The 20,363-nt window shown below is 71.3% G+C and carries 18 protein-coding genes; 10 read left to right on the top strand and 8 right to left on the bottom strand.

Features of this window, described 5'->3' with window-relative positions:
- Positions 1-3: 3 nt before the first annotated feature.
- Entirely contained in the window at positions 4-1,326 is a 1,323-nt protein-coding gene (locus ACFQ7C_RS04905) for a chromosome partitioning protein (RefSeq protein WP_378898401.1), read from the top strand.
- 22 nt (positions 1,327-1,348) lie between these two features.
- Here ACFQ7C_RS04905 and ACFQ7C_RS04900 read toward each other — a convergent pair whose 3' ends face one another.
- Positions 1,349-2,578 (bottom strand): MFS transporter, encoded by a 1,230-nt coding sequence (locus ACFQ7C_RS04900; RefSeq protein ID WP_378898400.1) that lies wholly within the window; start codon positions 2,576-2,578, stop codon positions 1,349-1,351.
- A gap of 82 nt (positions 2,579-2,660) precedes the next feature.
- On the opposite strand from ACFQ7C_RS04900, the gene ACFQ7C_RS04895 reads away from it, so the two are divergent.
- Positions 2,661-3,728, top strand: coding sequence for a LacI family DNA-binding transcriptional regulator (locus ACFQ7C_RS04895; RefSeq protein ID WP_378898399.1), 1,068 nt, complete (start codon positions 2,661-2,663; stop codon positions 3,726-3,728).
- 9 nt (positions 3,729-3,737) lie between these two features.
- Here the strand turns inward: ACFQ7C_RS04895 and ACFQ7C_RS04890 are convergent, their stop codons facing one another.
- On the bottom strand, positions 3,738-5,291 hold the full coding sequence (locus ACFQ7C_RS04890; protein WP_378898398.1) for a hypothetical protein: 1,554 nt from the start codon (positions 5,289-5,291) through the stop codon (positions 3,738-3,740).
- A 147-nt stretch (positions 5,292-5,438) separates the two neighbouring features.
- Between ACFQ7C_RS04890 and ACFQ7C_RS04885 the strand changes: the two genes are divergently transcribed.
- Genes ACFQ7C_RS04885 through mnhG form a run of 6 tightly spaced genes read left to right on the top strand, consistent with a single transcriptional unit; the run spans position 5,439 to position 11,682 of the window.
- Positions 5,439-8,378, top strand: coding sequence for a Na+/H+ antiporter subunit A (locus ACFQ7C_RS04885; RefSeq protein WP_378898397.1), 2,940 nt, complete (start codon positions 5,439-5,441; stop codon positions 8,376-8,378).
- Positions 8,375-8,920, top strand: coding sequence for a Na(+)/H(+) antiporter subunit C (locus ACFQ7C_RS04880; RefSeq protein ID WP_378898396.1), 546 nt, complete (start codon positions 8,375-8,377; stop codon positions 8,918-8,920). The genes ACFQ7C_RS04885 and ACFQ7C_RS04880 overlap by 4 nt, the downstream gene beginning before the upstream one ends.
- Positions 8,917-10,500, top strand: a complete 1,584-nt coding sequence (locus tag ACFQ7C_RS04875) for a Na+/H+ antiporter subunit D (RefSeq protein ID WP_378898395.1) — start codon at positions 8,917-8,919, stop codon at positions 10,498-10,500. The genes ACFQ7C_RS04880 and ACFQ7C_RS04875 overlap by 4 nt, the downstream gene beginning before the upstream one ends.
- Positions 10,497-11,066: a Na+/H+ antiporter subunit E gene (locus ACFQ7C_RS04870; RefSeq protein WP_378898394.1), complete on the top strand. Its 570-nt coding sequence runs from the start codon at positions 10,497-10,499 to the stop codon at positions 11,064-11,066. The genes ACFQ7C_RS04875 and ACFQ7C_RS04870 overlap by 4 nt, the downstream gene beginning before the upstream one ends.
- Complete coding sequence (locus ACFQ7C_RS04865) at positions 11,063-11,329, top strand: monovalent cation/H+ antiporter complex subunit F (RefSeq protein WP_220288949.1); 267 nt, start codon at positions 11,063-11,065, stop codon at positions 11,327-11,329. Before ACFQ7C_RS04870 ends, ACFQ7C_RS04865 begins: the two co-directional genes overlap by 4 nt.
- A complete protein-coding gene (gene mnhG / locus ACFQ7C_RS04860) occupies positions 11,326-11,682 on the top strand; it encodes a monovalent cation/H(+) antiporter subunit G (protein WP_378898393.1) in 357 nt (118 codons plus the stop codon). Before ACFQ7C_RS04865 ends, mnhG begins: the two co-directional genes overlap by 4 nt.
- Before the next feature lie 4 nt (positions 11,683-11,686).
- Here mnhG and ACFQ7C_RS04855 read toward each other — a convergent pair whose 3' ends face one another.
- Positions 11,687-12,235 (bottom strand): CGNR zinc finger domain-containing protein, encoded by a 549-nt coding sequence (locus ACFQ7C_RS04855; RefSeq protein ID WP_378898392.1) that lies wholly within the window; start codon positions 12,233-12,235, stop codon positions 11,687-11,689.
- Between ACFQ7C_RS04855 and ACFQ7C_RS04850 the strand changes: the two genes are divergently transcribed.
- Entirely contained in the window at positions 12,227-12,469 is a 243-nt protein-coding gene (locus ACFQ7C_RS04850) for a hypothetical protein (RefSeq protein ID WP_378898391.1), read from the top strand. The genes ACFQ7C_RS04855 and ACFQ7C_RS04850 overlap by 9 nt on opposite strands.
- A 19-nt stretch (positions 12,470-12,488) precedes the next feature.
- Positions 12,489-12,674, top strand: a complete 186-nt coding sequence (locus ACFQ7C_RS04845) for a hypothetical protein (RefSeq protein WP_378898390.1) — start codon at positions 12,489-12,491, stop codon at positions 12,672-12,674.
- 3 nt (positions 12,675-12,677) lie between these two features.
- Here the strand turns inward: ACFQ7C_RS04845 and ACFQ7C_RS04840 are convergent, their stop codons facing one another.
- From ACFQ7C_RS04840 to argG, 5 genes are all read right to left on the bottom strand, one after another.
- Positions 12,678-15,338, bottom strand: coding sequence for a penicillin acylase family protein (locus ACFQ7C_RS04840; RefSeq protein ID WP_378898389.1), 2,661 nt, complete (start codon positions 15,336-15,338; stop codon positions 12,678-12,680).
- A 296-nt stretch (positions 15,339-15,634) separates the two neighbouring features.
- A complete protein-coding gene (locus ACFQ7C_RS04835) occupies positions 15,635-17,488 on the bottom strand; it encodes a YhgE/Pip family protein (RefSeq protein ID WP_378898388.1) in 1,854 nt (617 codons plus the stop codon).
- Positions 17,485-18,153: a hypothetical protein gene (locus tag ACFQ7C_RS04830; protein ID WP_378898387.1), complete on the bottom strand. Its 669-nt coding sequence runs from the start codon at positions 18,151-18,153 to the stop codon at positions 17,485-17,487. Before ACFQ7C_RS04830 ends, ACFQ7C_RS04835 begins: the two co-directional genes overlap by 4 nt.
- On the bottom strand, positions 18,150-18,794 hold the full coding sequence (locus ACFQ7C_RS04825) for a TetR/AcrR family transcriptional regulator (RefSeq protein ID WP_378898386.1): 645 nt from the start codon (positions 18,792-18,794) through the stop codon (positions 18,150-18,152). The genes ACFQ7C_RS04830 and ACFQ7C_RS04825 overlap by 4 nt, the downstream gene beginning before the upstream one ends.
- Before the next feature lie 52 nt (positions 18,795-18,846).
- Entirely contained in the window at positions 18,847-20,289 is a 1,443-nt protein-coding gene (gene argG / locus ACFQ7C_RS04820; protein ID WP_378898385.1) for an argininosuccinate synthase, read from the bottom strand.
- Positions 20,290-20,363 lie beyond the last annotated feature (74 nt).

Raw genomic sequence — 20,363 nt, 5'->3', positions numbered from 1 at the left:
CCGATGAACTCACGCCTGCCCGACGCGACGGTGCACATCCTGTCCAGTACCGTCGCCGAACTCCACGTCGGCACCGACGTGGCGGAGGTCGTCGCCCCCGACAGCCTCGCCCTGCGCGACAGGGTCGTCGAGGAGATCCGCCAGCTCGCCGCGTCCGCCGGAGAGCCCGCTCACGCCACCCTGGTGGAGGGCTCGTCGCGCTGGCCGCTCGTCGTGCACCCCGACGGCACGTTCGACGAGGCCCTGGAGGAGGCGGCCGTCGACCCGGCGCCGGTTCCCGCCCCGGCGCCGGTCTCGGCGACTCCCGTGTCGGGGGATCCGGTGTCGGTGCTCCCGGTCACCACGCCGACGCCCGTCGCGGCGGTGCCCGCGCCGTCGGCGCCCGAAGAGCCCCGGCCGACAGTGCAGGATCTGCTCGACTCGCGCGGCGGCAGCAGCCGCCCGCGCGCGACGGAGGGCTGGCAGGGCGCCGTGCACCGCGCGACCGGTGGCCTCATCTCTCCTGCGCCCGGGCGTGCGGAGCGGTCACGCCTCGACCGCGAGAAGCGGGTGCAGCGGCGCCTGGACGCGCCGCGCACGATCGTCGTGCTGAACCCGAAGGGCGGCGCGCACAAGACGACGAGCACGCTGCTGCTCGCCGCGACGTTCGGCACGCTGCGCGGCGGTGCGACGCTCGCGTGGGACAACAACGAGACCCGGGGAACGCTCGGCTGGCGCGCGCAGAACGCGCCGCACCACCGCACCGCCGTCGACCTCCTGGAAGACCTCGACGAGTCGTCGAACTTCCGCGGGTCGAGCCTTGCCGCGCTCGACCACTACGTGCGTACGCAGGTCGATGCCCGCTTCGACGTGCTCGCCTCCGACGAGGACGCGGCCGCCTCCTCGACGATCGACTCGGCGGCGTTCGACCGGCTCCACGCGCTCCTGCGCCGGTACTACCGCCTGATGATCGTCGACACGGGCAACAACATGCGCGCGTCGAACTGGGTCGCTGCGGTCGCCGCCGCCGACCAGCTGGTCATCGTGTCGACCGTGCGCGAGGACACCGCCGCCAGCGCCGCATGGCTGCTGGACGGCCTGCGCGAGAAGGGCTTCGGCCGCAAGATCGACGAGGCCGTGACGGTGCTCACCGCGCCGTCGTCCCGACCCGACCGCCGCCTCGAGGCGCGCCTCTCGCAGCACTTCGAGCAGGTGACGTCGGCCGTCGTCAACGCGCCCTTCGACCCTTCGCTCGTCGACGGCGGGCCGATCGACTTCGAGGCCCTGTCGCCGCAGACCCGGGACGCATGGCTCACCGTCGCCGCGACGGTGGCCGACCGGCTCTGACAGGCGAAACCCCTCGCCGGGATCAGTGGTGCGCGTGCCCCGCGCCCACCTTAGATCCGGCGATCGGCTTCGCAGCGCCCGAGGCGAGCCCCGACATCGCAATGAGGCCGACGATGATCCACAGGGTCGGCAGGATGCCGATCTCGTGGCTGATCCACCCGAGGATCGGCGGCCCGCACAGGAACGCGAGGTAGCCGATCGTCGCGGCGGCGGAGACGGATGCTGCGGCCTTGGCCGGGTCGTCGGCTGCGGCCGACATGCCCAGCGGGAAGCCGAGCGAGGCGCCCGCGCCCCAGAGCGCGATGCCGATGAAGGCGATCGGCAGGTCCGGCGCGAGGATGAACATGACGAGGCCGACCCCGGCGGCGATCGACAGGATGCGCAGAGCCCAGACACGGCCGATCCGATCGACCAGCGGGCCGCCGATGATGCGGAACGTGGTCATCGCGACCGAGAACACCGTCAGCGCGATGGCCCCGACGGCCTCGGTCTGGTCGTGGCCGTCGACCATCGCGATGGTGAGCCAGTCGTTCGCGCTGCCCTCGGCGAAGGCCATGCCCAGCATGATGGCGCCGATCGCGTAGGTGCGCGGATCGCGCCACACCGCCACCACCTCGGCGAAGCGCTCGCGGCGCGTGCTGGTCGTCGCGGGGTCGTCGTGCATGCTCTCGCGCACGGGGACGGCCCGCAGCGACAGCAGTCCCGCCGCGGCGACGATCAGGCCGGCGCCGCCCAGGTGCCAGCCGACCCCGATGCCCGCGGCGGCCATCGCCACGCCGAGACCGGCACCGGCGACGGTGCCGAGGCTGAAGAAGGCGTGGAACAGCGGCATGAGCGTGCGCTCGAACGCCTGCTCGACCGCGGCCGCCTCGACGTTCATCATGACGTCGGTCGCGCTCATGCCCAGGCCCATGAGCCCGAGTCCCACGGCGGTGACGAGGTACGACCCGGCGAACTCCACGCCGACGCCGGCCACGACGACACCGAGGGCGAACGTGATGATCGTGGCGAACATCCCGCGCCGGGCGCCCCAGCGGGCGACGATGACGTTGGCGAGCGACAGGCCGACGATCGACGTGGCGCCCGAGACCAACAGGAGGATGCCGACCTCGAGGTCGTTGATGCCGAGGTCGCTCTTCACCGCGGGCAGCCGCGCCGCCCACGACGCGAAGCCGACGCCCATCACGAGGAAGATCGTGAAGATCGCGGTGCGCCAGGCGACCAGTTGCCGACGGGTGAGCGCGGTGTCCATCCGGACATGCTACCGAATCGATTCGGAGGTGCCCGAATCGATTCGACATCGGGGGTCCGCGACGGGCTACGATCGTGACAGCATGAGCCGTCAGGACACCGGCACCCGCCGTGCCACGATCTCCGACGTCGCCCGTGAGGCAGGCGTCTCGCCGTCGACCGCATCGGTGGTGTTCAGCGGCAAGACCCCGGTGTCGGACGCGACCCGTCGCCGAGTGCTCGATGCCGCCGCCGTCCTCGGCTACACCGGCCCCGACCCCCGCGCCGCATCTCTGCGCCGCGGCCGCTCCGGCATCGTGGGCGTGGTCTTCGAGGAGCACCTCGGCACGGCGTTCCTCGATCCGGTCAAGACACTGATGATGGACGGCCTGGCCGACGCGGTGACCCACCTCGGCGCCGGACTTCTGCTCTTGCGCGACCACGAGCCGACCGGGACCGGTCCGTCGCTCACGAGTGCACCGCTCGACGCCGCGGTGCTCATCGGCTGCAGCGGTCTCCTGCGCGAATCCCTCGCGACGGTCAAGGCACGCGGCATCCCGGTCGTCGTCATCGAGGGGGATGCCGGAGACGACGTGCCGCGGATCGGCCTCGACAACCGCGAGGCCCAGCGCCAGGCGGCGAGCCATCTGCGGGCGCTCGGGCACCGCGACGTCGCGATCGTGACGCTGCCTGCGCGGGTCGACTGGCAGCGCAGCTGGCTGCACGACGACACCGCGGTCACGGTGGACGTCACGCGCGAGCGACTCGCCGGCGCCCTCGACGTCTTTCCGGACGCGCCGGCCTACGCCGCCGCCGGCAGCTTCATCGATCAGGGGTTCGCGGCCGGTCGCGAGATCTTCGCCGACCCCGACCGGCGCCCCACCGCCGTGATCGCGCAGAGCGACCTGCTCGCCGCGGGCGTGATCCGGGCGGCCGAGGAGGCGGGGCTCCGCGTACCCGAGGACGTGAGCGTCACGGGCTTCGACGGCATCGTGGTCGACGGACTCGCCCCCTACGAGCTCACCACGCTCGTGCAGCCGGCGACCGACAAGGGCCGAGCGGCCGGCGCCGCCGTCGCCGCGATGCTCGAGGGCGCTCCGGCCGCGTCGATCCGCTTCACGTGCACGTTCCGCGAGGGCAACACCACCGGACCGGCGCCGACCTCCGCCTGAGACCGGGGGCTACGAGCGCAGCGGCCCGATCGGCAGCCGCTCCGCGCCGAAGTCGGCGATCGTGTAGCGACCGCACGACACCAGCTCGGCCTCTGCCATCGACGCCCCGCCCGGCAGGTCGAACGCGGCCGACTGCGCGTCCAGCACGAGGAACGACACCTCTCCGACGCCGAAGTCGTCGCGGTTCACGAGCCACGCGTAGCCGCGCAACTGGTGGTCGACCTGCACGAGCCCGCGGGGGTCGGCGAGGTGCGTCTTCGGCAGGCGGACGGTCCAGAACTGCCCGGCGCCGGTGCGACCCGACTGTCCGGCCCAGTCGACGACGCAGGCGAGGTCGGCGTCGGGCGCGTCTGCGGCCACCGCGATCCGCGGCACGCCGAAGCCGACGGACGCCACCAGCGCCGCCGCGGTCGCGGCGATCACCACCGCCGGCCGGAGCACCGGCAGCGTGCGGGGCAGCAGTGCCGGCAGCACCGCGAGGCCGAGCAGCGGCGCGAAGGCCATCGGCTGAAGGTAACGGGCGGCCTGCGTGCCGGCGACGATCGCCCCGACCACGACGAGGAGCGGCATCGCCCAGCCGCACGCCGCGACGACGACGGCTCCGGCGTCGCGTCGCCGCGCGAGCAGCGCCGTCGCTGCGACGCACCAGCCCCACAGCGCCGCGATCGCGATGACGGATGCTGCGCCCCACGGTGCGTTCCATCGCTCGGCGAGCAGCGCGGCGTAGTACTCGAGCGAGAACAGCCACTGCGACGGGTCGAAGTAGCCGGTTCCGGTGTTCGCGATGAGGGGCGCCAGCGGCACGCGTCCCACGAAGCCGAGGGCCGTGCCCGCCACGAGCCCGCCGATGAGCCACAGCGCGACCCGGCGGCGGAGTGCGACGACGCCGAGCACGAGCCCGAGCGGAACGGTCGCCCACACCGCGAACAGCGGATTGCTGAGCACGGATGCTGCGGCCACGGCGCCGATCCCGGCCGCAGCGCCCCACGGCACCGGGCCGGTCGCGCGGTCGAGCGCGCGCCGCGCGAGCCCGACGACGAGCACGACGCCGACGACGGTCGCGGAGTAGTAGGTCGTCGTCGTGAGCAGCGACGCGAGCTCGAGGGCGTCGCGCGACGGCGAGGTCTCGGTCGCCGCGAGCAGCGCGAACGCGCCGAGGGCGAGGAGCGCGCCGGCGATCGGCGCGCGCGCCCGGGCGATCGAACCGGCGGCGACCCGCAGGGCGCCGTAGAGCGCCAGCACGTTCACGACGCCCGCGAGGGCGAGGGTGCCGTCGACCCCCAGACCGAGCAGCGAGAGCAGTCCGAGCGCTGCGGTCTCGGGGAGGAACAGGACCGACGACAGTGCCCAGTCCTGCGGCTGACCGGCCGCGATCGAATGCACGATCATCGTCGTGACCAGCGAATCGCCGTCGCGGAACAGCAGCTCGGAGCGAGGGGATGCCGCCACCGCCGTCACCGCCGCAATCGCGATCGCGATGGCCGCGAGCACGCCGAGAAGCTCGTGCGCCCAGCGCGGCGGCGGCGGTGACGCGTTCACCTGAGTCGGGCTCGCTTCGGCCACCCCCACACTCTCCCACGAGCCGCCGATGTATGCCGTCTGGGCGATCGGGCAGAGCGCGCCCGTTAGGATGGTTCCGACACCCCGATCGCCTGGGCTTCGCGCCGTCCTCTCCTGACGTGCGCCGCCGACGACCACGAGGAGGCCCGAATGCTCCTCGTGCTCGGCGCGTTCGCGGTCGTCCCGCTCCTGCTGCCGTGGCTCGTGGCACGCATCGGCGCCCGCGCCTTCTACGTCGCGGCGATCCTCCCCATCGCCGGCTTCGTGTACGCCGCCGTGCTCACGCCGCGCGTCCTCGCCGGCGACATTCCGTTCGAGACATACGCCTGGATCCCGCAGCTCGGGATCGACCTGTCGATGCGCATGGACACGCTGTCGTGGCTCATGACGCTGATCGTGACCGGCGTCGGCGCGCTCGTGATGGTCTACTGCCGCTGGTACTTCCGGGGCAAGAAGGAGAACCTCGGGCAGTTCGCCGCGGTCCTGCTGGCCTTCGCCGGGGCGATGTACGGACTCGTGCTCACCGACGATCTCGTCGTCCTCGTGATGTTCTGGGAGGTCACGAGCGTCCTGTCGTACCTGCTCATCGGGTACTACAACAAGCGTGCGGCCAGCCGCCGTGCGGCGTTGCAGGCGCTCCTCGTGACCACCCTCGGCGGGCTCGTCATGCTGATCGGGGTCGTGCTCCTCGTCGTCGACGCGGGCACCTCCAGCGTCTCGACGATCCTCGTCGAGGCCCCCTCCGGAGCGATCGTCGACGCCGCGCTCGTCATGATCCTGGTCGGCGCGCTCAGCAAGTCGGCCATCTTCCCGTTCCACTTCTGGCTGCCCGGCGCCATGGCCGCGCCCACTCCGGTGAGCGCGTACCTGCACGCCGCGGCGATGGTGAAGGCCGGCATCTACCTCATCGCGCGCCTCGCACCGGTCTTCGCGATCGCCCCCACCTGGCGGCCGATCGTGGTCGGGCTCGGCGTCTTCACGATGCTGCTCGGCGGCTTGCAGGCGCTGCGCGAGACGGACCTCAAGCGCGTGCTCGCCTTCGGCACCGTGAGCCAGCTGGGACTGCTGACCGTCGTGCTCGGCTACGGAACCCGGGATGCCGCCCTCGCGGGTCTCGCGCTCCTGCTGAGCCACGCCCTCTTCAAGTCGGCGCTCTTCCTCGTCGTCGGCGTCATCGACCGCCAGCTCTCGACGCGCGACCTGACCGAGCTTTCCGGCGTCGGACGCCAGGCGCCGGTGATGACGGCGTTCTCGATCGTCGCCGTCGCGTCGATGATCGGCATCATCCCCACGATCGGCTTCGTCGCGAAGGAGGGCGCGCTCGCCGCGCTCCTGCACGAGGCGCTCGGCGGCGCGGTCTGGGGCATCGTCGCTCTCGTCGGGATCGCGCTGGGTTCCGTGCTGACCGCGGGGTACGGCATCCGCTTCCTGTGGGGCGCGTTCTCCACGAAGCGGGAGCCGAACGGCGATCGCATGCCCGATACGGAATGGCCGGACCCGCCGATCGGCTTCCTCGTCGCGCCCATCGTGCTGTCGGGGCTCACCGTCGTCGCGGGTGCCGCAGCGCCGTGGCTCGACAAGGCGTTCGCGCCGTACGCCGACCAGGCGCCGGTGTCGACGCCCGGCGTCGCCGCACCGTCGTCCCCCGCGCACCTGGCGCTGTGGCACGGGCTCGAGCCCGCGCTGTGGATCTCACTCGCGACGATCGTGATCGGCGTCGTCGTGTTCTGGGCGACCCGCGGCTGGCGCCCCGCCAAGCGCATGCTGCCCTTCACGGCGGCGGAGGCGTACAACGGCGCGCTGCGCGGCGTCGCGCGCCTCTCGGTCGTCACGACGAGCCTCACGCAGCGTGGATCGCTGCCGGTGTACGTCGGCACGATCTTCGTGGTGTTCGTCGCGGCCGAGGCGACGGCTCTGCTGGCCAGCGACGACTGGCAGGCGAAGCTCGACGCCTACCAGACGCCCACGCAGCTGCTGGTCGCACCCGTCATGATCGCCGCCGGCCTCATCGCGATCCGCGCGCGCAAACGGTACACGGGCGTCGTCCTCGTGTCGGTGACCGGCCTCGGCATGGTGCTGCTCTTCGCGACGAGCGGCGCACCCGACCTCGCGCTCACCCAGATCCTGGTCGAGACGGTGACGCTCGTCGCCTTCGCGCTGGTGCTTCGGCGCATCCCGTCGCGGCTCGGCGAGCACAACGCCTCGGTGTGGCCCGTCGCCCGCGCCGTGCTCGGCGCGGCGGTCGGGATCACGATGGCGCTCGTGGCGATCGTCGCCACCGGCGCCCGCGTCGAGAAGCCGATCTCGGACGCGTTCCCCGAACTCGCGTACGAGCTCGGCCACGGCAGGAACGTCGTCAACGTCGCCCTCGTCGACCTGCGCGGCTGGGACACGATGGGCGAGCTGTCGGTGCTCATCCTCGCGGCGACGGGCGTGGCCTCCCTCGTGTTCGTCACCCACCGCGCCGACACGCTCTCCCGGGCGATCTCGTCGCTGCCCACCGGGGCGACGCGGGCGCGACGCCCGCTCGTCGAGACCTCCGACGGGCTGCGCCAGCGCGGCGATGAGCGGGGCAGCGGACGCATGGCGTGGCTCGTCGGCGGCCAGCGCGTGCGCCCCGAGAACCGCTCGATCATGCTCGAGGTGATCGTGCGGATCCTGTTCCACACGATCATCATCGTGTCGCTCTACCTGCTGTTCGCAGGCCACAATCTTCCCGGCGGCGGCTTCGCCGGCGGTCTCGTCGCGGGTATGGCGCTCGTCATGCGCTACGTCGCCGGCGGTCGCTACGAGCTCGGCGCCGCCGCTCCCACCGATGCGGGCCGTCTGCTGGGCACCGGCATGACGATCGCCGTCGCGTGCGCGATCGTGCCGGTGTTCTTCGGCGACCAGCCGCTCACGAGCTACTTCTGGGAGTTCGACGACGTGCCGCTGCTCGGCCATGTCGAGTTCGTCACCTCGACGCTGTTCGACATCGGCGTCTACCTCGTCGTCATCGGCCTCGTGCTCGACGTGCTGCGCAGCCTCGGCGCCGAAGTCGACCGACAGGCGCAGGAGGCACGGGAGCAGCAGGGGGTGACGGTCCCGTGAACGTGTCGCTCGTCCTCATCATCGTGATGGCGGTGCTCTTCGCCTGCGGCGTCTACGCCATGCTCGAGCGCAGCCTCACCCGCGTGCTCATCGGGTTCCTGCTGCTCGGCAACGCCACCAACCTGCTCCTGCTCATCGTGATGGGCCGCCCGGGCGTCGCGCCGTTCTTCGGCTCGGCATCGGTCGACGAGATGTCCGACCCGCTGCCGCAGGCACTCACGCTCACCGCCATCGTCATCACGTTCGCCGTCTCGGCGTTCCTCCTCGCCCTCATCTACCGGTCCTGGCAGCTCGGCCAGGCCGACACCGTGACCGACGACGAGGCCGACCTCGAGGTGCGCGAGCGCGCCGCCGAGGCCGAGGAGACGATGGACGAGGAGACCGAGATCGAGGACACCGACGACGACGCCACCACGGACTTCGTCGGCACCGACACCGCCCCGATCACGATCCTGGGCGCGCGGGACTTCGCCGGCCTCCGCGACGACGCACCGGTGGACCGCCCCGACCGGGACCCGCGGGACCGGGGTGACGACGCATGACCGAGATCGCTCCCGCCCTCGTCCCCCTGCTCGTCACTCTGCCTCTGCTCGGCGCCGCCATCGCGCTGATCGCCGGCCGTCACCGCAAGACCCAGGTCACGGTCTCGGTCGTGACGCTCAGCGCGGTCACCGTCATCGCGGCGATCCTGCTCTACGTCGTCGACACCGGCGACCAGCCGATCGCGGTGTCCGTCGGCGGCTGGCCGATCCCGTTCGGCATCGTGCTCTATGTCGACCGCCTCGCGGCACTGCTCGTGGTGGTCTCGAGCATCGTGCTGCTGGCCGTCCTCCTGTTCTCCGTCGGTCAGGGCGCCGCCGACGGCGACGACGACACGCCGGTCTCGATCTTCCACCCCTCGTACCTGATCCTCGGCGCGGGCATCTTCAACGCGTTCATCGCGGGCGACCTCTTCAACCTCTACGTCGGCTTCGAGATCCTGCTGGTCGCCTCGTACGTGCTCATCACCCTGGGTTCGACCGAGTCGCGGATCCGCACCGGCGTCGTCTACATCGTCGTGTCGCTGGTGTCGTCGATCCTGTTCCTCGCCGCCATCGCGATGATCTACGGCGCCCTCGGCACTGTGAACATGGTGCAGATCTCCGAGCGCATGGGGGAGCTGCCGCAGGAGACGCAGCTCATCCTGCACCTGATGCTGCTGCTCGCGTTCAGCATCAAGGCCGCCGTGTTCCCCCTGTCGTTCTGGCTGCCCGACTCGTACCCGACAGCGCCGGCCCCGGTCACGGCGGTGTTCGCCGGATTGCTGACAAAGGTCGGCGTCTACGCGATCATCCGCACCGAGACGGAGCTGTTCCTCGACAACGACGTCAACCAGCTGCTCATGTGGGTGGCGCTCGCGACGATGATCGTCGGGGTTCTCGGCGCGGTCGCGCAGGCCGAGCTCAAACGCATCCTGTCGTTCACGCTCGTGAGCCACATCGGCTACATGATCTTCGGGCTCGCGATCGCGACGCCCGCCGCGATCGGCGCGACGATCTACTACATGGTCCACCACATCGTGGTGCAGACGACGCTGTTCCTCGCCGTCGGGCTCGTCGAGCGCCGCGCGGGCTCGACGTCGATCCTCCGGGTCAAGGGCCTCATGAAGGCGGCACCCGTGATCGCGGTGCTCTACTTCATCCCCGCGATCAACCTGGGAGGGCTGCCGCCGTTCTCGGGCTTCATCGGCAAGTTCGCGCTCTTCGACGCCGCCGCGCAGGTCGGCACGCCGATCATGATGGTGCTCATGGTGGGCGGCATCCTGACCAGCCTGCTCACGCTCTACGCGCTCATGCGCGCGTGGAACCTGTCGTTCTGGCGCGAGGACGAGGACTCGGCCGAGACCGAGGCCCGCATCTCCTACCTCGGTTCCGCGCCGGCCGCCGGCATCGAGACCGAGCGTCGCGTCATCCCGAAGATCATGACCGCGGCGACCACCGGCATGGTGGTCATCACCGTCGCGCTCACCGTGTTCGCCGGCCCGCTCTACGACGTGTGCACGCGCATCGGCGAGGCGCTGCTGCAGCCCGTGTCGCTGACCCAGCTCGAAGACGACACCGCGGGAACGGAGAAGGCTCCGTGAGCCCCGATCTGCCCCAGACCCGCCAGCGCCGCGCGTTCGCGACGGCGTGGCGGCAGCTGCCGTTCTTCGTGTGGCTGATCGCCCTGTGGATGCTGCTGTGGGGTCAGTTCACGTGGGTCGCGTTCCTCACCGGACTCGTCGCCGCCCTCGTCGTGACGCGCGTGTTCCGCCTGCCGCCCGTCGAGCTGTCGGGCCGGGTGAACCTCTGGTGGGGCCTGGTGTTCGTCGTCGAATTCCTCATCGCGGTGCTCCAGGGCTCCCTCACGGTGGCGTGGCAGGTGCTCGACTTCCGCCGGCAGCCGGGCGCCGCGATCATCGCCGTGCAGCTCGTCACCGACGACGACCTGATCATGACGCACACGGCGGTGACGGCATCCCTCATTCCCGGATCCCTCATCGTCGACACCGATCGCGACCGCCGCATCCTGTACCTGCACGTCATCGGCGTGCGCGACGACGCCGACGTGGAGAAGCAGCGCGCCAGCGTGCACCACTGGGAGGCCCGCATCGTCCGCGCCGTGGGCTCGCACGCGCAGCTGCATGCCATCAAGGGGGGTGCGCGATGAACGTGCTGCTGCTCGCGATCTACGTGATCTTCGCCGTCGCGGCGCTGCTCACGCTGTGGCGCATCGTCATCGGACCGTCCATCCTCGACCGGGCGGTGGCATCCGATGTCCTGCTCACCCTCGTGATGTGCGTTCTCGGCGCCGAGATGGCGATCAACCATCACACGCGCACCCTGCCGGTGCTGCTGATCATCGCGGCCGTCGGAGTGTTCGGGTCGATCTCGATCGCGCGGTTCGTCGCGAGAAGGGACCAGGACCGATGAACCAGATCCTCGACGTCGCCTCGGTGATCCTGATCCTGATCGGGGCGCTGCTGTGCCTGACCGCCGCGATCGGCGTGCTGCGCTTCCGCGATGTGCCGACACGCCTGCACGCCGCGACCAAGCCGCAGGTGCTCGGGCTCATCCTCATCTGCCTCGCGATCGCGCTGTCACTGCGGTCGTGGCCCGTTGTCGCGTTCCTCGTGCCGGTCGTGCTCATCCAGCTCGCGACGGCGCCGCTGTCGGCGCACATGGTGGGGCGTCAGGCCTACCGCAACGGCACGATCGACGAGACGGGTCTGTACGTGGACGAGCTGGCCGAGTCGAAGCGCACCCCGCCCGCCGCGGGCGGCTGAGGCCTCAAGCCGCGCCGGCCTTCCGGCGCTCGCGATAGGCCTTCGCCTTCATGCGGCTGCCGCACGTGGCCATCGAGCACCATTCGCGACGGTGCCCGCGCGACGTGTCGAGGTAGACCTGCGTGCACTCGGGGCGCGCGCATTCGCGCAGGAGTGCCGCCTGCTCGCCGCCGATGATCTCGACGGCCTCGCGCGCGAGGTGCGACAGCGCCTGTCGCGGGGTGCCCGACCGCGTCCAGCCGTCGGCGGTGAGTGCTGCGGTGAGCGGGGGCGTCGCGGCGGCGGCGTTCAGCGTCGCGACGGCGTCGGCGGGCTGTGGCCGGTCGTGCAGGCGCGACCACACCAGCGCGTAGATCGCCTCGCGCACCTCGATCGCGTCGCTGAGGTCGCGGGACACGGATGCTGCGACCTCGGCGACGAGACCCGACTCGGTGAACCACGCGTCGAGGTCCGACGGCGTGGCGAGCTTCTCGGTGGGTTCGTCGTTGCGGCGCGCGCGGAGGGTTCCGACGAAGTCGAGGCTGAGCGTGCCGCAGGGGAAGGCGTGGATCACATCACCATCACCGCCGACATCGCCGCCGCGCGCGCTGCGCTCCTCGAGCGGGGCGCCGTGGTCAGCGAGCTGTGGCACGACGCCGACGGCGTCTTCCACTGGGCCGGCACCGAGAACCGCGTGGTGGGGCCGCACCCGTCGGCCGACAGCTACGGCACGTTCGCGTCGTTCGCCGATCCCGACGGCAACGAATGGGTGCTGCAGCAGATCGTCACGCGGGCGCCCGGACGCTGAGCCGCGAAGGACTCCGGCGATGTCACGCATGCCCGACACCGAGGCGTTCCTGCGCGAGCTCCTCATCCGGACGGCCGAAGCCCACGGCGGGTATGAGCGCGACGTGCTGGGAGGGGTCTACGACGAGGCGTGGCCGCGATGGTACGCCGCGTTCATGGCCCGGACGCTCGCCGCCGAGGGCTACGCGATCGAGCGCCCGGGCTGAGCGTCAGGGCTTCAGCACGAGTGTGTCGGTGGTCGCGGCCGCGACGGCCTCGGGTGTGAACGCCCACGGGGTGAGCTCGGCCTTCTGCCACGACTCCACCTGGTCGATGTAGTTCGTGTGGAACGCGTGGCCGCTCTGCCCCGTGAGCTGGTTCCAGCGCGAGGCGTCGAAGTCCGACAGGTCGACGATCATGCGCATCGACGGCACGGTGACGGTCGCGAAGCTGGAGCCCAGGTCCCACCCGGTCGCGTTGACGACCGACGAGCCGCCGCCCACGGGGAACGGACCGCGGTTGAACAGCCACTCGATCGGCGCGATGCCGGACTGGCCGAAGCTCTCGTTCTCCAGCGGCAGGGCGTGCAGGCTGCCCCAGTTCCACCGCGACGGATTGTCGCCCTGGGCATCGACGAGACGCTCGTAGGCGTCGATGGCCGACCGCTTCAGCATGTCTGTCATGCCGTCCACGCCGAGCTCGTCGTTGGTCCACCACGGCGACGTCTCGTCGTCGAGCATCGCGTCGATCACGAGGAACTGACGGCCCTGACCGCTCATCGGCGCCGCGTTCTCGCGGCCGTCGACGAACACGTTCTCCGCGAGGGTGTCCCACAGCACGTTCGCGTAGGCGGCGGCCGCGGAGTCCGCGCTGTTCTGGGCGTCCCACTCCTGCAGCAGCTCGAGCGCCGCATCCGTCTCGTCGTCGCCCGTGGTGATGTCGGCGTAGGCCGCCGTCAGACGCATGCCGATGAAGGAGTAGTCGTCGGCCTGGATGGCATTGAGGTCGTCCATCGTGACGGGACCCTTGGCGATCGCCCGCTCGACCAGCTCCGTGATGCGGGCGGCGCGCCACCCGTAGTCCCAGTCGCGGGTCAGCGGGTAGGTGTAGTCCTGCGCGACGATCGCGTTGTTCGCGGTGACGATGTACCCCTCGGTCGGGTTGTACGAGACCGGAAGCTCTTCGAACGGGATATAGCCCTGCCAGGTGTAGGCGGAGTCCCATCCGGGCTGGGGCATCGAGCCGTCGCCGGCGCCGCGGATCGGCAGCTTGCCCGGCGTCTGGTACCCGATGTTGCCGTCCACGTCGGCGTAGATGAGGTTCTGCGCCGGCACGTCGAACAGGGCGGCGGCGCCGCGGAAGTCGTCGAAGTCCTTCGCGGTGTTGAGGGCGAAGATGGCGGATGCCGTGGTCCCGGGCTGCAGCGCGGTCCAGCGCAGGCTGACCGCGGTCTCGCCAGCCGGGGCAGCCGCCGGCGGCTCCGTCACGGTGCCTCCGGTGCCGACGTACGGAGCCTCGGCGATGGCGGTGAAGTCATCAGTGAGGCCCGAGACGATCGGTCCGTTCGCCGTGGAGCGCACCTCGAGCTCGACGTCCTCGGATCCTGCGACCTTGAAGGTCTCGGTGCGCGTCTGGAGCGGCACCAGCACGCCGTCGTACCAGTACGAGTCGCCCTCGACCTTCTCGAGGTAGAGGTCGGTGACGTCGGTGGTGAGGTTCGTGAAGCCCCACGCGATGCGCTCGTTGTGGCCGATCACGACGCCGGGCAGACCCGAGAAGCCGAAGCCGGCGACGTCGAACGGGCACTCCTCGGTCACGTCACGGCACTTGAGCTGGATCTGGTGCCACACGCTCGGCAGCGATGCGCCGAGGTGCGGGTCGTTGGCGAGCAGCGGCATGCCGGTGTCGGTGATGCTGCCCGACACCACCCACGAGTTCGAGCCGATGCCTTCGCCGGCGTCGCCGACGAGTTCGCCGACGGCCTCGATCACGCTGCCGACCTCGGTCCAGTCGATGGCGGCGGTGGCGGCATCCGTGTTCCCCGCGGCGTCGCCCGCCGCGTCGTCCGCACCCTCGTCCGCGGCCGCGCCCTCCTCGGCGGGAAGGTCGGGTGCCGTGCCGACCGCCGGCACCGCCGAGATCTGGGGGACGATGACCGGGTTCCGGTCGAACGGGTAGCCGGGGTAGAGCTGGTCGATCTGGGCCTCGCTGAAGTCCGGTGCCATGACGGCCCGCTCGGTCTCGCTCTCGATGTTGCTGCGGAGGTCCCAGGCCATCGCCTTCAGCCAGGCGACGGAGTCGGCCGGCGTCCAGGGCTCGATCTGGTAGTCCGCGTTCTGCAGGCCCAGCACGGCGTACTCGAACGACGCGTCGGCGCCCTGGTGATCGGCGAGGTACGCGTTCACGCCGTCGGCGTAGGCGTCGTAGTAGGCGCGCTCGGTCTCGTCGAGGGCGTCGACCTCCTGCTGGGCGGTGTCGTGCCAGCCGAGCGTGCGGAGGAACTGGTCGGTGGCCAGCTGCGACTCGCCGAACATCTCGGAGAGCCGGCCGCTCGTGACATGGCGGCGGAAGTCCATCTCCCAGAAGCGGTCCTGCGCGTGCACGTAGCCCTGCGCGAAGAAGAGATCGTGCGACGAGTCCGCCGTGATCGTCGGGATGCCCAGCGCGTCGCGCTGCACCGTCACCTCGGCGTCGAGCCCTGCCGCCTTCACCTCGCCGCTCAGCTGCGGGAAGGAGCGCTGCGCGGTGTACGTCACGAAGCCGACCGCGATGAGGGCGATCACCACGACGACCGCGAGGATGCTGAACAGGATGATCCCGACGGTCCTCCCCGCAGACCGGCGAGGCACGCTGTCGTCGACGGCGTACGGAGATGGCTGGGGCTTCGTCATTGAAAGGGCTTTCCGGGCGGAGTGGGGGGACACGCGGTGCCGGACACCGCGATATTCGGTGCCGCATGCGTTCGGGTCGCCGCGGCACCATTCCGCATGCTAACCCCGACCGGCCCCCCGTGCCGAATCGCGCTCGCTTTTCGTCCTGCGACCGGGCTCTTGTCCCAGATGCGCGGCACTGCCGGACTCGACGCGTCCACTGGCCGATCTCAACCAGGGGACGGCGACACGCTGTGGTTTCCGGGCAACGGGGACCCGACGCAGATCGCCGCCGGCACCTGCGACGAAGACGCCCGCTATCCGATGACGCTCGGCTGCAGGTCGCGCAGCGTGCGGAAGTGGGTCATGCGGGTGACGCCGATCGCGGCGATCACTCCCGCGCCGACGAGCCACGCCAACAGCACGGCGAGGTCGAGCCACACGCGGTCGGCGCTGCCGCCGTACATGACCTGGCGCATGGCGTCGACGACGTAGCCCATCGGCAGCACATGGTGCAGCGCCGCGAGCGGCGCCGGCAGCGTCTGCCACGGGAACGTGCCGCCCGCGGTCACGAGCTGCAGCACCATGAGCACGAGGCCGAGGAACTGCCCGACCGAGCCGAGCCACACGTTGAGCGCGAGCACGATCGCGGCGTACGTCGCCGAGGCCAGGAGCAGGATGCCGAGGGTCGCGAGCGGATGCGCGAACGAGAAGCCGAGCGCGAGCGACAGCACGCCGAAGAGGCCGAGCATCTGCACGCCGCCGAGGAGGGCCGGGGTCGCCCAGCCGGCCAGCGTGATGCGGATGGGCGAGTGCAGCGCGGTCACCGCGCGCTTCGAGACCGGCTTGACGATGAGGAACAGCGCGTAGATGCCGATCCAGCCCGCGAGCGCGGCGAAGAACGGGGCCAGGCCGGCACCGTAGTTCTGCGCCTGCGTGAGCGACGAGCGCTCGACCTCGACAGGAGCTGCGAGCGTGTCGGCCTGCGCCTGTCGGGTGTCCGCGTCGAAGGAGGGAAGCTGGGCCGCGCCCGCGGAGAGACCGTCGCGCAGCTGCGTCGCACCGTCTTCGAGCTGGACCATCCCGCCGTCGAGGCTCGCCGCGCCGTCGCGCAGCTGCGACGCACCGTCCGCCGCGGTGACCGTCCCCGCGGCCAGCGCGGCGGCGCCTGCGGCGACGGATGCCGCTCCCACCGAGACCTGCTGGGCGCCGGAGTCCAGGCGGTCGATCTGGGCGACGGCGCCCTGGACGCGGCTGTCCACCGTGCCGAGCCGCTCGCCCACCGGATCGAGTGCGACGAGCACCTCGTCGATCTGCGCCTGATCGAGCCCGGCCTCGGCGAGCTTCGCGGCGATGTCGTCGCGGACCTGCGGCAGCACCGAGATCGCAGACGCGGATGCGGCGCCGATCCGGTCGGCGATGGCGTCGAGCTGGGCGGTGCCGCCGGCGATCTGGGCCGCGCCGTCGGCGACCTGGGCGGCTCCGTCCGACAGCTGAGCCGCACCGTCCCTGAGCTGGGCGGTGCCGTCGGCGAGCCGGGCAGCACCGTCGGAGAGCTGCGACGCGCCGGCACCGGCCTGCGCGAGGCCGTCGACCAGCTGCGAGGCGCCGGCGGCAGCATCCGTCAGCTGCACACGGATGGTGTCGAGGGCGTCGAGCATGGTGAGACCCGCCTCGGCCACGACCTTCTCGGTGATCGTCGCCTGGATGCGCTCGACCGCCTGCGTGCCGATCGTCGAGGCCAGGTAGTTGTTGGCGTCGCTCGTGCGAAGGACGATGTCGGCGGTCCGCGGCTCGCCGGTGGTGATGGATGCGATGGCGGCCGTGAAGTCGGCGGGCAGCTCGATCGCGAAGTCGTAGCCACCCTCGTCGAGGCCGGCGTCGGCCTCCTCGGCGGTGGCGAGGTGCCAGTCGAAGGTGCCGTCGTCGATGAGCTCCTGGGCGACCTCGTCGCCGAGGTTGCGTGGCGTTCCGCTGAGCTCCGCGCCGGAGTCGGCGACGACGAGCGCCACCGGAACCTGGTCGAGCCGGCCGTAGGGGTCGCGGTTCGCCCACAGGTACAGACCGCCGTAGAGGATCGGCACGACCATGAGCGCGATGAGCGCGATGAGCGACATGCGCGTGGAGCCGAGGCGACGGAGCTCGGCGAGGATCATCTGGGGCACCTTCATGCGCGGTGCCCCTTCGTGGGTGCCGTGAGCCTGCGCACGCGGGGTCGTCCGATGGTCCGGGGCGTTTCGTCTCGCTTCGCTCGCTCAACCAGCGGGAGGGACGCCTGGCCGGCGATCACGAGCACGGCGAAGCCGCGCTCCGTGAAGTCCTCGGCGATGCCCCACCACCCGGCGGGGTCTCCGCCGTGGCGGTCGGGGGAGACCAGCACGATCCCCTCGACGCCCTTGCGCAGCACCGCCAGCTCGCACAGCGCACTCACGCGGGCGGCGGGATCGACGTTCGAGACGGGAACGGATGCTGCGTCCCCGAGGTCGTGCCCGTCGAGCCAGCGCCGCACCGCGACGGGGTCGGACCGCCGCCCGGCGAACATGAGCTCCTCGGCGGCGACGCCGGCCAGCGTCACGTCGGGCTCGGGCTCCGAGACGTCGGGGGCGTCGACGAGGGCGACGCGGCGGCGCAGGGCCGCGGCATCCGTTCGTCCGTCCAGCTGCACGCGGCCGGTATCGGGCCGCATGCGCCCCGAGGCGATGAGGCCGAGCACCGTCGGCCGCTGCGCGGTCTCGGCCGAGACCAGCGTGGCGCGGCCCGACTCGAACGCGACCGACGTCACGGGCAGGGCGTGCTCGCGGCGGCCCTTGCCGACCGCGTCGAGCACGACCCTCACGCGCTCGCCGCTTCAGCCGGCGCTGCGAGGATCTCGGGATGCTCGTCGAGGAGCGCGGCGGCTTCACGCCACGACAGCCCGGCGATGCTCAGCACGGCGCGCACCGCGAGGCCACGGGCGGCGGGCGAGGATGCGTCGATGCGCGTGATGACGGTGCGCGCCGTCTCTTCGACGAGGCGGGCGAGGGTCGGGGCGGCGACGTCGGTGCGCAGCGCGTCGGCGTCCTGTCCGTCGCGCACGATCCGCACGACGGTGCGGCGCAGCGGTGCGAGCGCAGTCGCCGTCTCTTCGAGGTGCGCCTCGTCGAGGGCGATCGCGGCCAGCACCTGCACGTGCGCGGCCTCGTTCCAGAGCGCCGCGGCGAGACGTGCGAGCGCGACCCGCGCGTCGGCGTCGTCGATCGAGGCGGCGACGGCGTTGAAGCGCGCGGCGCCCTGCGCCACGAGCTCGCGGACCAGCGCGTCGCGGTCGTCGAAGTGCCCGTACAGCGCTCGGCGCGAGAGGCCGGCCTGGCGGGCGATGGCGTCGACGGACGCGCGCGGGTCGTGCGCGAGGGCGACGTGAGCCGCGGCGAGGATGCCCGCGCGGTTCTCGAGGGCGTCGCGCCGCGGACGGCGCGCAGCATCGATCGGGGAGGTCATGCCTCCACGTTAGGTAACTTGCACAGTGGTGTGCAAGTTAATCCACGATGATTCAGTCGGTTCCCAGGTCGAACGCGGACGCCTCGTTCGCAGCATCCGTCGCCTCCGCGAGCTCTTCGCGCTCGGCGCTGTACTGCTCGGCGTGCTCGGTGATCTCACCGGCCTCGCCCTGCGCGAGGTGGCCGACGAGCTCGCCGGTCGCGCCGCCGATGAGACCCTTCGACGCGTAGTACTCGAGGCGCACGCGCGAGTCGGCGATGTCGAGGTTGCGCATGGTGAGCTGGCCGATGCGGTCGGTCGGGCCGAATGCGGCGTCGCCGACGCGCTCCATCGAGAGCTTGTCGGGGTGGTACGACAGACGCGGGGCGGTGGTGTCGAGGATCGTGTAGTCCTCGCCGCGGCGCAGGCGCAGCGTCACGGAGCCCGTGATCGTCGAACCGACCCACTTCTGGATCGACTCGCGCAGCATGAGCGACTGCGGCTCGAGCCAGCGGCCCTCGTACATCAGGCGGCCGAGGCGGCGGCCCTGCTCGTGGTAGGTCGCGAGCGTGTCCTCGTTGAGGATGCCGTTGACCAGGCGCTCGTACGCGGTGAACAGCAGCGCCATGCCCGGAGCCTCGTAGATGCCGCGCGACTTGGCCTCGATGATGCGGTTCTCGATCTGGTCGCTCATGCCGAGGCCGTGGCGGCCGCCGATGCGGTTCGCCTCGAACACCAGGGCGACCGGGTCGGCGAACTCGACGCCGTTGAGCGCGACCGGGCGGCCCGCCTCGAAGGTGACCGTGACGTCCTCGGTCTCGATCTCGACCGACGGGTCCCAGAAGCGCACGCCCATGATGGGCTCGACCGTCTCGAGAGAGACGTCCAGGTGCTCGAGGGTCTTCGCCTCGTGGGTGGCGCCCCAGATGTTGGCGTCGGTGGAGTACGCCTTCTCGGCGGAGTCGCGGTAGGGGAAGCCGTGCTCGACGAGCCACTCGCTCATCTCCTGACGGCCGCCCAGCTCGGTGACGAAGTCGGCGTCGAGCCACGGCTTGTAGATGCGCAGGGCCGGGTTGGCGAGCAGACCGTAGCGGTAGAACCGCTCGATGTCGTTGCCCTTGTAGGTGGAGCCGTCGCCCCAGATGTCGACGCCGTCCTCCTTCATGGCCCGCACGAGCAGCGTGCCGGTCACGGCGCGGCCGATCGGCGTCGTGTTGAAGTAGGTGCGGCCGCCCGAGCGGATGTGGAACGCGCCGCACGCGAGGGCGCCGAAGCCCTCCTCGACGAGGGCGGGCTTGCAGTCGACCAGGCGCGAGACCTCGGCGCCGTACTCGAGCGCCCGGCTCGGGATCGCGTCGATGTCGTCCTCGTCGGGCTGGCCGAGGTCGCCGGTGTAGGTGCAGGGGATCGCGCCCTTGTCGCGCATCCACGCGACGGCTACGGAGGTGTCAAGTCCTCCCGAGAAGGCGATGCCGACGCGCTCGCCGACGGGCAGGGACTGGAGGACCTTCGACATGACCTCAAGTCTAGTTAAGGGGACGGATGCCGCCCCGCGATGCGTCGGCCGTCACACCAGTCACGCTGGCAACA

Origin of the sequence: Microbacterium sp. NPDC056569 (assembly GCF_042793475.1) — a bacterium.
Classification (GTDB): domain Bacteria; phylum Actinomycetota; class Actinomycetes; order Actinomycetales; family Microbacteriaceae; genus Microbacterium.
The sequence above is the reverse complement of the archived record's forward strand: the minus strand, read 5'-3'. Positions and strand labels throughout refer to the sequence as shown.